The 15,256-nt window shown below is 68.6% G+C and carries 12 protein-coding genes and 1 pseudogene; 4 read left to right on the top strand and 9 right to left on the bottom strand.

The window, feature by feature from the left end; genetic code table 11:
* The 9 genes from P1P75_RS31235 to P1P75_RS31275 form a co-directional block, all read right to left on the bottom strand.
* The coding region (locus P1P75_RS31235; protein WP_319261836.1) for an aromatic ring-hydroxylating dioxygenase subunit alpha at positions 1 to 634 on the bottom strand (634 nt) is incomplete at its 3' end.
* A 146-nt stretch (positions 635 to 780) separates the two neighbouring features.
* Positions 781 to 1,944: an FAD-dependent oxidoreductase gene (locus P1P75_RS31240; protein ID WP_319261839.1), complete on the bottom strand. Its 1,164-nt coding sequence runs from the start codon at positions 1,942 to 1,944 to the stop codon at positions 781 to 783.
* Positions 1,941 to 2,303 (bottom strand): bifunctional 3-phenylpropionate/cinnamic acid dioxygenase ferredoxin subunit, encoded by a 363-nt coding sequence (locus P1P75_RS31245; RefSeq protein ID WP_319261842.1) that lies wholly within the window; start codon positions 2,301 to 2,303, stop codon positions 1,941 to 1,943. Before P1P75_RS31245 ends, P1P75_RS31240 begins: the two co-directional genes overlap by 4 nt.
* A gap of 218 nt (positions 2,304 to 2,521) precedes the next feature.
* Positions 2,522 to 3,151 (bottom strand): MBL fold metallo-hydrolase, encoded by a 630-nt coding sequence (locus P1P75_RS31250; protein ID WP_319261844.1) that lies wholly within the window; start codon positions 3,149 to 3,151, stop codon positions 2,522 to 2,524.
* Positions 3,151 to 4,236 carry an S-(hydroxymethyl)mycothiol dehydrogenase gene (locus P1P75_RS31255; protein ID WP_319261846.1) on the bottom strand — a complete coding sequence of 362 codons (1,086 nt, stop codon included), beginning with the start codon at positions 4,234 to 4,236 and terminating at the stop codon, positions 3,151 to 3,153. The genes P1P75_RS31250 and P1P75_RS31255 overlap by 1 nt, the downstream gene beginning before the upstream one ends.
* Before the next feature lie 223 nt (positions 4,237 to 4,459).
* Entirely contained in the window at positions 4,460 to 6,217 is a 1,758-nt protein-coding gene (locus tag P1P75_RS31260; RefSeq protein ID WP_319261849.1) for a BCCT family transporter, read from the bottom strand.
* A gap of 297 nt (positions 6,218 to 6,514) precedes the next feature.
* Positions 6,515 to 7,594: a chorismate-binding protein gene (locus P1P75_RS31265; RefSeq protein ID WP_319261851.1), complete on the bottom strand. Its 1,080-nt coding sequence runs from the start codon at positions 7,592 to 7,594 to the stop codon at positions 6,515 to 6,517.
* Positions 7,595 to 7,614: 20 nt separating this feature from the next.
* Positions 7,615 to 9,906, bottom strand: a complete 2,292-nt coding sequence (locus tag P1P75_RS31270; RefSeq protein ID WP_319261854.1) for an FdhF/YdeP family oxidoreductase — start codon at positions 9,904 to 9,906, stop codon at positions 7,615 to 7,617.
* Between the two features lie 383 nt (positions 9,907 to 10,289).
* A complete protein-coding gene (locus P1P75_RS31275) occupies positions 10,290 to 11,678 on the bottom strand; it encodes an aminotransferase class I/II-fold pyridoxal phosphate-dependent enzyme (RefSeq protein WP_319261857.1) in 1,389 nt (462 codons plus the stop codon).
* 155 nt (positions 11,679 to 11,833) lie between these two features.
* Between P1P75_RS31275 and P1P75_RS31280 the strand changes: the two genes are divergently transcribed.
* The 4 genes and pseudogenes from P1P75_RS31280 to P1P75_RS31295 form a co-directional block, all read left to right on the top strand.
* A complete protein-coding gene (locus tag P1P75_RS31280; protein WP_319261860.1) occupies positions 11,834 to 12,322 on the top strand; it encodes a MarR family transcriptional regulator in 489 nt (162 codons plus the stop codon).
* A gap of 184 nt (positions 12,323 to 12,506) precedes the next feature.
* Positions 12,507 to 13,058: a transposase gene (locus P1P75_RS31285; protein ID WP_319261863.1), complete on the top strand. Its 552-nt coding sequence runs from the start codon at positions 12,507 to 12,509 to the stop codon at positions 13,056 to 13,058.
* Between the two features lie 636 nt (positions 13,059 to 13,694).
* Complete coding sequence (locus tag P1P75_RS31290; protein ID WP_319261866.1) at positions 13,695 to 13,868, top strand: hypothetical protein; 174 nt, start codon at positions 13,695 to 13,697, stop codon at positions 13,866 to 13,868.
* Positions 13,869 to 15,101: 1,233 nt separating this feature from the next.
* Positions 15,102 to 15,256, top strand: a pseudogene (locus tag P1P75_RS31295) (dihydroxyacetone kinase subunit DhaK); the annotation flags it as partial.

Here is a 15,256-nt window from a genome sequence, read left to right on the forward strand (position 1 = left end):
GAATCGTGGCGCAGTGGTAGCACTCCATGAAGTTCTCGATGATGAGCTTCCAGTTGGCCTTCACGTCATAGGTGATACGGCGGCCCAGCTTCAGGTCGTCGATGCCGTAGCGCTCGATCGACTCGACGTCGCCGAGCCGCTCGACGATCTCACCGATGACCTCCTCCTCGAAGGAGGGCGGGTTCTCCGCCAGGCAGACCCACACATAGCCGAGCCACTCGCGCACGGCCACGTCGACCAGGCCGTACTCGGTGCGTCCGATGTCGGGCATCTTGGTGAGGTTGGGCGCGGCGACCAGCTTGCCGTTCAGGTCGTACGTCCAGGCGTGGTACGGGCACTGGAAGGCCCGCTTCACCTCGCCGGACTCCTCCGTGCACAACTTGGCGCCACGGTGCCGGCACACATTGAAGTAGGCACGGATGGAGTTGTCCCGGGCCCGGGTGACGAGGATGCTCTCGCGGCCCACGTCCACGGTGCGGAAGGCGCCCGGCTTCGCCAGGTCGGAGGCGCGCGCCACGCAGAACCACATGGTCTCGAAGATGCGCTCCCGCTCCTGGGCGAAGGTCTTCGGATCCGTGTATGAGGAGCCGGGAAGGGTGGCGATCAGGCTGTCCGGCAGGCTGGTCGAGGTCACGGTGCACTCCTCGGGAGAACGTCGTGGAGGGTCATTCACACGCCGGGAAGAGCGACTCCGACATGTTGCGTAGGGAGCAACGTTACGTACTATGCGCAACGGCAGCATGGGATGCCGCTGGGGCGGTGTCAAGATGCGGGCGGTGATCAGGACGAGGTGGCGGCGAGTTGCTTGCGCCAGCGCGTGAACAGCCGCGGCTGGTTCATCCCGAGTACGGCGACCGGGTCTCCGGCCCGCCGGTAGACGGCGAGGACGTCGCGGTCATCCGCGGCGCCCGCCTCGATGGTGACGCCGTCGGCGCCGGCCGCGTGACCGGCGAACTGGATCTTCACGCCGTACTGGTCGGACCAGAAGTACGGCGGCCGGGGCACACCCGGTTGCACCGCACCGCCCGCCAACAGCGTGGCGACCGCGGCGTCGGGGCGCTCGCGCGCACCCGTCCAGTGCTCGACGCGGCGGTGGAACCCCACGCGCGGGTCGTACCAGTTGGCGCAGTCACCGACCGCGACCACGCCGGCCAGGCTGGTGCGGCCGTCGGCGCCGCACTTGACGCCGTTGTCGACAGCGATGCCGGAATCCTCCAGCCACTCGACGTTCGGGCGGGCGCCCACACCCACCACCACGATGTCGGCGGGGATACTGCGACCGTCCTCCAGCAGGACGGCAGCGACGCGGGTCTCTCCGCTCAGCCCCTTGACGCCCACGCCGCACACCAGCCGCACGCCGTGGTCGGCATGGAGGGCGGAGACGATGGCGCCCATCGCACCGCCGAGCGGTCCGGCGAGCGGTGTCGGGGCCGCCTCGACGAGGGTCACGTCGAGCCCGAGGGCGTACGCGGTGGAGGCGACCTCGGCTCCGATGAAGCCTGCGCCGATCACCACCAGCCGTCCGCCGCATGCCAGTTCGTCGCGCAGGGCGCGGGCGTCGTCCAGGGTGCGCAGGGTGTGCACCCCGGCCAGGCCCTCGGAACCGGGGAGCGTGCGTGCCGCGGCGCCCGTCGCGATGACGACGCCGTCGGCCTGCACCTGACGTCCGTCGGCGAGCCGGAGGGCACGGCCCGTGTGGTCGAGTCCGGTGGCGCGGACGCCGAGCAGCCACTCCGCCCCCAGGTCCTCGTCGTCCGTCTCGAGCGCGAGTTCGGCTTCGCCGAGGGTGCCGGCCAGGAACTCCTTGGACAAGGGGGGCCTGTCATACGGGCGGTGGAGTTCGTCCCCGACGACGACCAGTCGGCCGTCGTAGCCCTGCTTGCGCAGCGAGCGCGCCGCCGACAGTCCGGCGAGCGAGGCGCCGACCACGGCGATCGTCCTCACGCGGGACCTCCGGCGAGCCGGGCTGCGATGCAGGGCGGCAGGTTGGGCGCATCCGTGGACAGACGGACGTAGATCGTGCCGTCCTCGACGACGACCTCGTGCGTCCGGACCGGAAGCTTGGCTGGCGGGGCGTCGACCGAGCCTGTCCTCAGGTCGAACTTCGAAGCATGCAGCGGGCATTCCACCTCGCAGCCCTCCAGCCAGCCGTCGGCGAGCGACGCGTCCTGGTGGGTGCAGGTGTCGTCGATGGCGAAGAGTTCGCCATCGTCGGTGTGGAACACCGAGACCGGCGGGTCGATGTCGAGCCGGTGAGCCTCACCTCGCGGGAGATCCACGAGTCGGCACGCGGGAATCATCATGACACCTCGGGTGCGTATAGCGAAACGGATTGCGGTAAGCGCAACGCCAGTCTGAGGTCGTCCACAATGCTTGTCAAGGCATCCAGAAGCCACTCCGAACCATTCATTATGTTGCGCGATAAGAAACTCAACTCACATAGAGCAACAGCAACCCGCCGTATCGGCTCGCGATGGCCGCGAGCCGGTACGGCGGGTCGTGCGAGGGTCGCCTGCGGGCGTCAGAAACCGCGGTCGATCCACTCCTGGAGGTGCGGGGCCTCGGCGCCGACGGTGGTCGTGTCCCCGTGTCCGGTGTGCACGACGGTCTCTGCGGGCAGCGTGAGCAACCGGTCCCGGATCGACTCGACGATGGCCGGGAAGTGGCTGTACGACCGTCCTGTCGCCCCTGGACCGCCGGCGAAAAGGGTGTCGCCGCTGAAGAGCGCCGCGAGGGCCGGTGCGTACAGGCAGACCGCCCCGGGGGCGTGGCCGGGCGTGTGCAGCACGGTCAGCTCGATACCGGCCACCGAGATGCCCTGGCCGTCGGCCAGCTCGGCGTCCGGCACCCTGTCGGGGTGGGTCTGCTTCCACAGCGGCAGGTCGTCCGGGTGGAGGAGGACCGGGGCGCCCGTGCGCGCCGCGAGTTCGGGCGCGGCGTCGATGTGGTCGTTGTGGGCGTGGGTGCACACGATCGCGGTGAGGCGCCGGTCGCCGACAGCTCGGGCGATGGCGTCGGCGTCATGCGCGGCGTCGATGACGATGGCCTCGCGGTCGTCACCGACGATCCAGACGTTGTTGTCGACGTCCCAGGTGCCGCCGTCCAGCGAGAACGTCCCGGAGGTGACGAGGTGTTCGATGCGGGCGGCCATCAGAGGAGCACCACCGAGCGCAGGATGTCGCCGTGGTGCATGCGCTCGAAGGCCTTCTCGACCTCGTCGAGCGCGATGGTCTCCGTGACGAAGGCGTCCAGGTCCAGCCGGCCCTGGAGGTAGAGGTCGATCAGCATCGGGAAGTCGCGGCTCGGCAGGCAGTCGCCGTACCAGGAGGACTTCAGGGCGCCGCCGCGGCCGAAGACGTCCAGCAGCGGCAGTTCGAGCATCATCTCCGGGGTGGGTACGCCGACCAGGACGACGGTCCCGGCGAGGTCGCGGGCGTAGAAGGCCTGCTTGTACGTCTCCGTGCGGCCGACCGCCTCGATGACGACGTCGGCGCCGTGGCCGCCGGTCAGCTCGCGGATCGCCTCGACCGCGTCGGCGGACCTGGAGTTGACGGTGTGGGTCGCGCCCAGCTTCGTGGCGGTCTCCAGCTTGCGGTCGTCGATGTCGACCGCGATGATCTTCGCCGCGCCCGCCAGGTTCGCCCCGGCGATCGCCGCGACCCCGACACCGCCGCAGCCGATGACGGCGACCGAGTCGCCGCGGCCGACGTTGCCGGTGTTGATGGCCGCGCCGATGCCCGCCATCACACCGCACCCCAGCAGCCCGGCCGCGGCCGGCGACACGGTCGGATCAACCTTCGTGCACTGCCCTGCCGCGACCAGCGTCTTCTCCGCGAAGGCGCCGATGCCCAGGGCCGGCGACAACTCGGTGCCGTCCAGCAAGGTCATCTTCTGCTTGGCGTTGTGGGTGCTGAAGCAGTACCACGACTCCCCGCGCAGACAGGCACGGCACTGACCGCACACCGCACGCCAGTTGAGGATCACGAAGTCGCCTGGTGCGACATCGGTGACCCCCTCCCCCACCGACTCCACGACTCCCGCCGCCTCATGGCCCAGCAGGAACGGGAAGTCGTCGTTGATGCCGCCCTCGCGATAGTGCAGATCGGTGTGACAGACCCCGCAGGCATCGATCTTCACCAGCGCCTCTCCCGGACCCGGATCAGGCACGATGATCGTCTCCAGGCTGACGGGGGCGCCCTTGCCCCGTGCGACGACAGCACGGACCTGGTGTGTCATGGCCACTCCTCGGCTGGTTCGAGACTTGAATCAGATGTTGCTTATTACGGCACACATCTCATGTGCCGCAACACAGCATCGTCGAGCGCCGACCGGGGGTCAAGGAGCGCGACGAGGTTCCCTGAGCCGGGCGGGATCCCGGTCCGAGCAGCGAGAACGCCCGGCGGGGCCGTGGCCGACCATGTCGGTGCCACGACCCCGCCGGGCGTTGGGTGCTGCGGCCTCAGCGGGCGGCGGAGGACGGATGTGTCGGTTGCGCGGACTCCTGGGACTGCGCGGCCTCCGCGCCGTCGTTGCACGCGACGGGGCCGATGCGGAGTTCGAAGTCGCCGTCGTACTTCTCATGGCCGGTGATGACGGCCGTTTCGATGGCTTCCTTGCCCTGGCGTCCGCGGATGATGAGCGGGTCCTGGCGCAGATCGCGAGTGAGCGCGACACACAGGCCGACCATCACCACGGTGAAGGGGGCCGCCGCCAGGATGGTGAGGTTCTGCAGTCCGGTGAGTGCGTCGCCCTTGCCGCCGCCGATGAGCAGCATGATCGCGGCGACCGCGCCGGTCAGCACGCCCCAGAAGATGACGACACCCCGGGTCGGTTCCAGGGATCCGCGCTGCGAGAGCGTGCCCATCACGATCGAGGCGGCATCGGCGCCGGAGACGAAGAAGATCCCGACGAGGATCATCACGACCACGCTCGCCACCGTGGCTATGGGGTACTGCTGGAGCACGTCGAAGAGCTGGCCCTGAGCGGTCGAGGCGTCGCTGAGGCGCTTCTCGTCCTGCAGGTGCATGGCCGAGCCGCCGAAGACGGCGAACCAGAGCAGACTGACGGTGCTGGGGACCAGGATGACCCCGCCGACGAACTGCCGGATGGTCCGGCCACGGCTGATGCGCGCGATGAACATGCCAACGAAGGGCGTCCAGGAGATCCACCACGCCCAGTAGAAGACCGTCCAGCTGGCCAGCCAGTCGGCGACACCCTCACCGCTCGACGCCTCGGTACGCCCGGCCATCTGGGCGAGGTCACCGAAGAAGGCGCCTATGGAGGTGGGCAGCAGGTCGAGGATGAAGATGGTCGGCCCGACGAGGAACACGAAGATTGCCAGCGACACCGCCAACACCATGTTGATGTTGGACAGCCACTGGATGCCCTTCTCGATCCCGGACACCGCTGAGGCGACGAACGCCACGGTCAGCACCGCGATCACGACGACCAGCAGGCCGGTGCCGACGGACCCCAGCCAGCCCAGTTCGGTGAAGCCACTGCCGATCTGAAGGGCGCCGAGCCCCAGGGAGGCCGCCGACCCGAAGAGGGTGGCGAAGATCGCGAGGATGTCGATGACCCGGCCGCCCCAGCCGTTCGCACGCTTCTGGCCGATCAGCGGGGTGAACACGGCGCTGATCAGCTGTCGGCGGCCGCGCCGGAAGGTGCTGTAGGCGATGGCCAGACCCACCACCGCGTACATCGCCCACGGGTGCAGCGTCCAGTGGAAGAGGGTCGTGGCCATGGCGGTCTCCATGGCCTGGTTGGCGTCGGCCGGATCGGTCCCCGGCGGCGGCGTGACGAAGTGGGACAGCGGTTCGCTCACACCGTAGAACATCAGGCCGATGCCCATGCCCGCGCTGAACATCATGGCGATCCACGAGACCGTGCGGAACTCGGGTTCCTCACCCTCCTCGCCGAGGGTGATCCGCCCGTAACGGCTGATCGCCAGCCAGAGGGCGAAGACCACGAACCCCGAGGCGGCGAGGACGAAGGCCCAGCCGCCGTTGCGGATCGCCCCGTCCAGCAGCTTCCCGGACACGCTCTCCAGCGAGCCGGTCGCGGTGGCACCCCATACGACGAAGGCGAGGGTGAGGGCCGCGGCGACACCGAAGACGATCAGGTCGGTCCGGGGACGGGCGGATGTCGCCGGGCTTCCTGGCAGATCCGCTTCGACGGGATGGCTACGACTCCCATCCCTATCGCGGGTTTTCTTCATCAGCTCGTCCTTTCCACAGACGTCAGTGGAGTCTTCGTCGCGGACGACGACAGGGGAACTCGTCGGTGATTCCGCCTGTCCGACCGGCACGCCGGAGCGGATGGGAGAACGACGAGAGAAGGGGAAGCGGAGCGGCCGCCATGGTGCGTCGTTGCGAATAATGCATCAGAATTCACTATGGGCAACAACCCTCTGGGTCGCGGGGAGGGCTGTCAAGGGGGTGGACATGCTGAGTCGTCCGACCGCGACCGACTCGTCACCACGGACGGCCGCGCGGCGTCGCCGGCCGGCGAACCGTCAGCTGCCCGCGCGGGAGGGCATGCGCATGCCGCGCCGGTAGGCACCCGACGCCACCGTGAGCAGTCGCCGCGCCTTCAGCCGGGTCTCGGCCCACTCACGCTCGGGATCGGAGCCCCAGGTGATCCCGGCCCCGGTACCGAAGCACAGTAACGGACCGCCGGGAGCGGTGCGGTCGATCCAGAACGTCCGGATGCCCACGGCGAGTTGACCCGTGCCGCGGTCGGCGTCGACCCAGCCCACCCCGCCGCAGTACGGGCCGCGGGGCGCGGTCTCCAGCGCCGCGATGATGCGCAGCGCGCTGGATTTGGGGGCGCCTGTGACGGACCCGGGCGGGAAGATACCGGCCAGCAGCTCCGGCCATCCGGTGTGTTCGGCGAGTTCGCCGCGCACGGTCGAGGCCAGGTGCACCAGACCGGGGTGCGCCTCGACGGCGCACAGGGCGGGGACGGTCACGGAGCCGGTGGCGCAGACGCGTCCCAGGTCGTTGCGGACCAGGTCCATGATCACGTTCTCGGCGTGGTCCTTCTCCAGGAGGTCCTCCGCGGTCCGGCCGGTGCCCTTGATGGGGCCGGACTCCACCGTGCGACCGTCGCGGCGCAGGAAGAGTTCGGGTGAGGCCGTGGCGATCTCCACACCGTACGCGGGGAGGCGCACCGTGCCGGCGTACGGGGCGGGGTTGCCGCGTGCCAGCAGGGCGGTGAGAGCGTCGACGTCCGCGTGCTCCGGGTCGGGTAACGGCGCGGACAGGACCCGGCACAGATTCGCCTGGTAGACCTCGCCGGCCGCGATGTGCTCGCGTATGCGCCGGACCCCGGCGGTGTAGGCGGCCCGGTCGAGGGAGGACGTCCAGGCCTCCGGGTGCGGCCCGCGCCACGCACTATGCCCGGCAGGGGGTACGGGCGCACGCCGTACGTCCCCGAAACGCGCGCACAGCAGGCGCCCCTCGAAGTCTGCGACCACGGCCCAGAAGCCGGCGGAGTCCAGAGCCGCCGAATCGCTGGTCACGTCCCGGAGGTCGGTGGCGACGAGTCCGCCGAAGCGAGCCAGAGGGGCGAGGTCGTACGCTCTTCCGCTCATCGGTCACACCTCGCCGCGCATCAGACGGGTTCCAGCCGGACGACGATGGACTTCGATGTGGGGGTGTTGCTGATGGCCGCAGTGGAGTCCAGAGGCACAAGAACATTGGTCTCGGGGAAATAGGCGGCGCAGCACCCTCGGGGCGTCGGGTACGACACCACCCGGAAGGCCGGCGCCCTGCGCTCCACGCCGTCCCCGTACTCGCTGATGATGTCTACCACGTCCCCGTCGGCCAGCCCTCGCTCGGTGAGGTCTTCGGGGTGTAGGAAGAGGACCCGACGCCCCTGGTGGATGCCGCGGTAGCGGTCGTCCAGGCCGTAGATGGTGGTGTTGTACTGGTCGTGGGACCGGAGTGTCTGCAACAGCAGTCGGCCCTCGGGGACGTGGGGCCTCTCCAGCAGGTTGGCCGTAAAGTTGGCCAGGCCGGTGGAGGTGGTGAACCGGCGCTCGTCGCGCGGCGGGTGGGGCAGGGCGAAGCCGCCCGGCTGCCGTACCCGGCCATTGAAATCCTCGAAGCCGGGGATCACACGTTCGATGCGGTCGCGGATGCGGTCGTAGTCCGCCTCGAACTCCTGCCACGGTACCTGGGAGCCCACTTCCCCGAGGGCTGCCCGTGCCATCCGGCAGATGATCGCGACCTCGCTGAGCAGGTGCTCGGACGCGGGGGCGAGCCGCCCCCGTGAGAGGTGCACCATGCCCATGGAGTCCTCCACCGTGACCAGCTGGGGCCCGGTCGGCCGCAGGTCGGCCTCGGTTCGGCCGAGACAGGGAAGGATGAGCGCCTGCTCTCCGGCGATGACGTGCGAGCGATTGAGCTTGGTCGAGATCTGCACGGTGAGGCGGCACTTGCGCAATGCCTTTTCGGTCAGGTCCGTGTCGGGGGCCGCGGCGACGAAGTTGCCGCCCAGCGCGACGAAGACCCGTACCTGGCCGTCGCGCATGGCGCGGATGCTCTCCACCGCGTCGTGGCCGTGGCGGCGCGGAGGCGTGAACGCGAACTCGGCGCCGAGGGCGTCCAGGAACGCGTCGTCCGGTTTCTCGTAGATGCCCATCGTCCGGTCACCCTGCACGTTGGAGTGGCCCCGTACCGGGCAGAGCCCGGCGCCCGGGCGGCCGATGTTGCCGCGCAGCAGAAGGAAGTTCACGACGTCCCGGATGGTGGGGACCGAGTGACGATGCTGGGTGAGCCCCATCGCCCAGCAGACCACGATCTTCTCGGCGGCCAGGACGTGGCGGAACGCGTCCCGTATCTCTTCCTCGGCCAGGCCGGTGGCCAGAAGGATGTCGTCCCACGAGGCCTTGCGGGCGTGTTCGGCGAACTCCTGGAAGCCATGCGTGTACCGCTCTATGAAAGCGGCGTCGAGGACCGTGCCGGGCGCCTCGTCCTCGGCCTCCAGCAGCATGCGGTTGAAGGCCTGGAACAGCGCCTGGTCTCCGCCCAGCCTGATCTGCAGGAACCGGTCCGCCAGCCGGGTGCCGCCACCGAGGACTCCCATGGGCCGCTGGGGGTTCTTGAACCGGAGCAACCCGGCCTCGGGCAGGGGGTTGACCGCGATGACACGGGCGCCGCGCCGCTTGGCCTCCTCCAGTGCGGAGAGCATGCGGGGGTGGTTGGTGCCCGGGTTCTGACCGACCACGAGGATGAGATCTGCCTCGTGGAGGTCGTCGAGGCTGACGCTGCCCTTTCCGATGCCGATGGTCTCCGTCAGAGCCGAACCGCTGGACTCGTGGCACATGTTGGAGCAGTCCGGCAGGTTGTTGGTGCCGAGCATCCGGACGAAGAGCTGGTAGAGGAACGCGGCCTCGTTGCTCGCCCGGCCGGAGGTGTAGAAGGCGGCCTGATCGGGGGCATCGAGCGCGGCCAGTTCCCGGGCGATCACGGCGAACGCGTCGTTCCACGAGATCGGCCGGTAGCGGTCGCTGCCCGAGGGGCGGTACATGGGGTGGGTGAGGCGTCCCTGCTGCCCGAGCCAGTAGTCCGTACGCGGGAGCAGATCCTCCAGGGTGTGCTCGGCGAAGAAGTCAGGGGTGACACGGCGGACGGTCGCCTCCTCGGCCACCGCCTTCGCGCCGTTCTCACAGAACTCCGCTCGGTGTCGGCGCTCCGGCTCGGGCCAGGCGCAGCCTGGGCAGTCGAAGCCCTTCTTCTGGTTGACCTGAAGCAGGGTGAGCAGGCTGCGACGAGCTCCCATCTGTTCACCGGCGTGCCGTAGGGAGGAAGTGACCGCAGGGATTCCGGCGGCGTACTCCTTCGGCGGGCCGACCCTCAGACGGGCGTCGCCGGGATCCTCAGCAGGTGCTTTGCGGGTCATCTGTAGCGCTACTCCGCGATGTAGGGAACCAGAGCCATGCCAGTGCCGTCGCCCGGCTCGGCCCGTCGCACGAAGAGCCACAACCGAAGACCAAGCGGTTGCACATTGAGCAACAGTAGCGCAATACGCAACTAGCTCAAGGAAGCCCTGGTTCCGACCTCCTGTCAAGGCCGATGGTCGATGCCGGAGACACACTCCCTCGTCCGTCTCCCCTGGCTCGTGAAGAGCAGCTGCCTCGTCGCAGCGGGCCGGTCCGGGGTGGAGCCTGAAAGGGCCTGAACAGGCAAGAGGCTTTCCTGCGGCTGGGTGCGGGACAAAGGCCTAGACCAGAAGCCACGGCATCCCACTTCCGCAGCTCCATGGCCGGCGGGCATCGCCTTCCTTCAGTTTCCGGAAGGAGCCAATCTCCGTCGGGATTGGGTGAGCCGTTCGACTTGGTGGTGGATGTGCTCCACGTGGTGCTCGGATTCCGGTTTCATCAGGACGCTGCGCAGGATGCGGGCGGTGTCGGCGTCCGCGGTGATTTCGGGGTGGCGGGCGGTGAACGCCTGGCGGTCGGCTCTCAGGGTGCTCAGGAACACCGGGTCGGGACTCGTCATGCCGTCCGCCAGGATGCGGGCGGAGGCCGTATCGATGCCGCTCAGGGTGGCGGGGTCGACCACGGGGAAGTAGCTGACGATGTCCAGTTCCGGCTGTTGGTAGAGGACCAGGTGGTCGGAGGTGGTGATCAGTCGCGCCCACTCCTGTGTGGCACGGCGGCCCGCCGCCAGCACCCGGCCCAGGCCGTCGGCGGTGGGCGGGAGGAGCTGGAAGGTGAGCCAGAGGGCGGCGGCCGAGGCGCCGGCGCGTGAGCATTCCAGGCTGATCTCGCCGAGGTGGAGCTCGCTGGAGGTGAAGTAGGTGTACGGCGAGTCGTGGAGGTAGAAGCGCCCCACCTCGGGGTCGCGGAAGAGCACGGCACCGCAGCCGTAGGGCTGGAGCCCGTGTTTGTGCGGGTCGACGACGATCGAGTCGCACTGGGCGATCGCCCGCCATGGCTCGGGCGCGAGTCCCTCGGGCCCGTCGGCGCCGGCCAGCAGGGTGAAGAAGCCACCGTAGGCGGCGTCGATGTGGATACGGACGCCGTACTGCTCTGTGAGGAGCAGGGCCTCGTGGATCGGGTCGACGGCCCCCAGCCCGGTGGTTCCGGCGGTCAGCACGACCGTGCCCACCCGGCCGCCGCGCAGCAGGTCCTCCAGCGCGGCGAGGTCCATACGTCCCCGGCTGTCCGTGGAGACCGCGTGTCCCTCCATCCCCAGCACACGGCACATGCGGCCGTGCGTGTAGTGGGCGTCCGCGCTGTACGCGACACCTCGACCGGGGTGGAGTTCGCGGGCGACGAAGAGGGCTTCGAGGTTGGCGATCGTGCCGCTGGTGGTGAGGTGGCCGAGGTGGGTGTCGTAGCCGAACATGGCGGCCAGTTGAGCAATGGCCTCGCGTTCCATCCGGGCCGTGGCGGGGCCGCCGTCCAGGGCGTGATTGTTGGGGTTGATCAGCATGGCGGTGAGGTAGCCGACCACTGCGGCGGGGTGCGGGGGCTTGAGCATCTGCCCCACGTAACTCGGGTGGAAGAAGGGGTAGTTGTCCTTCAGTCTGCCGGTGAACTCCTCGAAGGCCGTGGCGAAGCGGTCGTCGTCGACCTGGAGTGACGGGTGCGGCTGGTACGGGCCGAAGGTGTCGGCCCAGTCCTCTATCGCATGGGTGGCTCGACCGAGCCAGTGCTGTAGGTCCATGGAGGTCTCTCTCCGATGCGGTCGACGGGGATGGAACGTCCACCATAGGATTTCATTGAGCAGTCAGCAATTGATTGCTCAGCAATTGAGACGTCAGTAGGTGAGGTGGCACTAAACTCGGGCGCCAGGACCGTCAAGGATGGGGAGCCGTACAGGTGAATGCCGCGACCCGGCAGGGCGACGAGGCCGCCCGTGCCGCCAACAGCCGGCTCGTTCAGGACTTCGGACTACTGATCAAGGCCGCGACCCGCCTGGAGCAGCACATCGACGCGACCCTGCGACGGGAGTGCGGGATCAGTCACACGATGCTGGAGGTCTTCATCAGGCTGTGCCGCACGCCGGGCGAGAAGGTCTTTCAGCGCCAGCTCGCCGACGACCTCACCCTCACCAGCAGCGGCACCACCCGGCTGATCGACCGCATGGAGGAAGCCGCCCTGGTCCGCCGCGTCCCCTCACCGGAGGACCGCAGAAGCATCCTGGTGGAGCCGACCGATCACGGCCGCACGGTGTTCGTCCAGGCCGCGACCGTCCACTCCCGTGTCATCGAGCGGTACTTCGTCGCGCCCGTGGCCCGTGACGATTACACACGGCTGACCGGCGCGCTGAGCGACATCAAGGAGGCGCTGCGCGACGCCGCCGACTGACATCACCGGCCCGTCGCGGCTCGCGCCACGGATGGTGCGCCGACGGCGCCGCGCCGGAGCGAACCCGGTGGCCGGGTGCGGCGGGCGGTGCGGTCGGTGCGGTGGTCGCGCCCTGCCGGACGGCGACCCCGGTCGGCGCGCCGGGGACCGCAGCCCCGACGGCCGGCAGCAGAGCGTGGCCCTGATGATCTTGGCTGCCGGAACGGACCTGTTGGCAGCGGGCCTCGCGGCGGCCCAGGGTTCACCGGACGGCGGACACGAGCGTGACACCGTGGCTGCAGCCCGCCACCGGGATAACTGCAAGAAGGTCGGCGGCCGCAAGCGTCACGTGATCGTGGACACCATCGACATGGTCCTGGTCGTGGTGGTGACGGCCGCGAACGTGCAGGATCGCGACGGTGCCCGCCCGGCCCTGGAGTTGCTCCGCGACCTCTACGAGCGGATCGTCCTGGTGTGGGCCGACGGCTGCTACGCGGGCAGGCTCGTGGACTGGGCCAAGAAGAAAGTCCAGATCACCCTGGAGATCGTCAAACTCAGCGACGACACGAAGGGCTTCGTGGTGCTCCCGAGGCACTGGGTGGTCGAGCGCAGCCTGTCGTGGATCTGCCAGCGCCGCGGGTGCGTTCGCGACTACGAGCGCTTATCGGAGCACCATGAGGCCATGGTCCGCTGGTCGATGATCATCCTGATGCGACGCCGCGCCGCCCGCCCTACCGCCCCGCCAACCCCGAAATGATCAGGTCATGAACGGGCCCAATCATGGCCCACCTCCCGGAGCCCTGCCCGACCCAGCGGTGCCTCGCCCAACCCACAACCAAAATCCGGACCATACGCGGGCCAGAGCCCACCAAATTCACTTCAAACGTCGTATTCGCGCTGGCCAGCGCCATGCGAGTCGTGTACCACCAGCAGACGAAGAACCTGCTGGGACGAACGCGCACCGCGCCCCGGCGCAGCACCGTGCCCCTGCCCACCGCAAGCGACAAGACCAGGTTCGGTCTCCCAGCCCGGTCACTCACCACGAAACGACTCGGAGCCGATCAACCCCAGATGTCCGACTTCAACGGAGCGTAGTCAGCACCAAGTCAGCACGGGACAGGTGAAGACGGGTGATGACGTGGGCTTTTAGTCAGCACCAAACCAGCACGGGAGTCAGCACCGCACCGTCAAATCACCCCGAACTACGCGTCCCGGACGCCCTCGTTTCGACCACCTTCGAGCCCCTGAACCGCCCGTTCACAAACCGGCATGGTGGCCGCACGCACACACCACCCGCGAACTATGTAGTCCCACCACATGTGCCCCTGACATGCGCGTTCCTACGGTGTTCCGACACCCACCCGTCCCCACCGCACACGAGGAAGTGGCGCACATGGCCTTCGGAACCACCGCTCCCCCAGCCCCCGCCAGCCTCAAGCGCATCGTCGCCGCCAGCCTCATCGGGACCACCATCGAGTGGTACGACCTCTCCTCGTTCCCAATCACCCGGAACGGCGTCGAATGGGTGCAGGACGGGCCGCCCCAGCCGCGCCTCGAGTCCCGCTGAGACACCGGGTTCGAGGACTGGATCTTTTTCCAGTGGGAGATGGGGAAGGCGGCGAAGGCGGTCATCGGCGGCACGACGCGCAGCAGAGGAAGCCGTGGGCGCCGCCGGTGCGGATGAGGTGTCGCCCTGGCGCTCGCCAGCCTGCAAGAGCAGCGAAGTGGCGACAGGGCGAGTTCGATCGGGAAGCACTCACCGGGCATTTGCAGTTACTCCTCGGTGTGGGTGAGATAGGGCTCGGATGCGGGTGGAGCGCTCCGGGTACAGGGCCTGGTGGGAGACCACACGCGGCCGCTCGGCCCTCATAGCCGAATCCGGCGGACAGTCCTCCGTCAGTCTCCATGCTCGGGATCGTGCACGGAACCTCGGCCTGGGAACCGCGACGTGTGGTGCAGCCGTCGGCCTGGCTGTCGGTCTTGTACACGGCGGCGAACAGGTCCAAGTCGTCCGCGGCCTCCACCCCACAGGCGCAGGTTGAGGTAGTCGGTGATCTCGGTGTGCTCGTCGGGGCAGGGTGAAGGTGAGGGAGGATGTGAGGTCGTCCCCCTGGAACCGGGTCACGGCTTGCTGCCCCGGCAGATGCTCGGGCAGGTCTCGTCGGCCGGATTCAGACGGAGGGTGCGCCACTTTGGCGGGCCAGGCGCCACTCGTCCTCGGGTCAGCCCTGCCCGATCGATGCCGCTCGGTTGAGAACCGAGAGGCCGCCCCCGGGGTTTCCCTCCCAGCCGTTGTCCAGGCTCTTGAGGAAACGGTCGAAGAAGCGGCGCAGGTCGGCGATGTCGCTCCCACTCGAACTCGTTGCTGATGCGCAGCCATGTCAGTCGAGGAGATCTCGCGGAACGCTGCAGGGTGCCGCGCGCATGAACGGGACAGCTTCAGGATGAATTCCCCTCCCCGCCGCGGCCGCACGGAGTCGGCCACCTGTCCACACAACCCGCTCATTCCGGCCCACCCCTCGGGGTCCACCAGGAGCCGGCTACGCCACGAGCGTCCACGCACGTGACCTTCGCTGCCGCAAGGTCGATACTTTCGATAGATGCGCTCTCAGCCGACCCTCGTCCGACCGCCACAAGACCTGACGTCTCGTCACCAAAGTCAGCATTAACTCAGCATCACTACCGCCACAACCTGCTTCCGACCGCCATGAGGCGCCAAGATCCACAACGAATGGAACACCCTCTGAGCAGGCATAAAGCAGGTCAGAGGGCCACCTGCTAGGCTCAATAGGAGACCCCCATGAAGATGCTGATCAACGTCCCGGAGACCGTGGTCGCCGACGCGCTGAGGGGCATGGCCGTCGCACATCCCGAACTGACCGTGGACGTCGAGAACCGGGTGATCGTGCGGCGGGACGCTCCGGTGGCGGGGAAGGTGGGGCTGGTGTCCGGGGG

The sequence above is a fragment of the Streptomyces sp. ID05-39B genome, assembly GCF_033794725.1.
GTDB classification, from domain to species: Bacteria; Actinomycetota; Actinomycetes; order Streptomycetales; family Streptomycetaceae; genus Streptomyces; species Streptomyces bobili.

Bases quoted from the DNA above. Each gene is read 5' to 3' on its own strand.
- P1P75_RS31250 (WP_319261844.1), bottom strand. From the start codon at position 3,151: ATGGCCGCCCGCATCGAACACCTCGTCACCTCCGGGACGTTCTCGCTG.
- P1P75_RS31245 (WP_319261842.1), bottom strand. From the start codon at position 2,303: ATGATGATTCCCGCGTGCCGACTCGTGGATCTCCCGCGAGGTGAGGCT.
- P1P75_RS31290 (WP_319261866.1), top strand. From the start codon at position 13,695: ATGGCCTTCGGAACCACCGCTCCCCCAGCCCCCGCCAGCCTCAAGCGC.
- P1P75_RS31285 (WP_319261863.1), top strand. From the start codon at position 12,507: ATGATCTTGGCTGCCGGAACGGACCTGTTGGCAGCGGGCCTCGCGGCG.
- P1P75_RS31265 (WP_319261851.1), bottom strand. From the start codon at position 7,594: ATGAGCGGAAGAGCGTACGACCTCGCCCCTCTGGCTCGCTTCGGCGGA.
- P1P75_RS31260 (WP_319261849.1), bottom strand. From the start codon at position 6,217: ATGAAGAAAACCCGCGATAGGGATGGGAGTCGTAGCCATCCCGTCGAA.
- P1P75_RS31255 (WP_319261846.1), bottom strand. From the start codon at position 4,236: ATGACACACCAGGTCCGTGCTGTCGTCGCACGGGGCAAGGGCGCCCCC.
- P1P75_RS31270 (WP_319261854.1), bottom strand. From the start codon at position 9,906: ATGACCCGCAAAGCACCTGCTGAGGATCCCGGCGACGCCCGTCTGAGG.
- P1P75_RS31275 (WP_319261857.1), bottom strand. From the start codon at position 11,678: ATGGACCTACAGCACTGGCTCGGTCGAGCCACCCATGCGATAGAGGAC.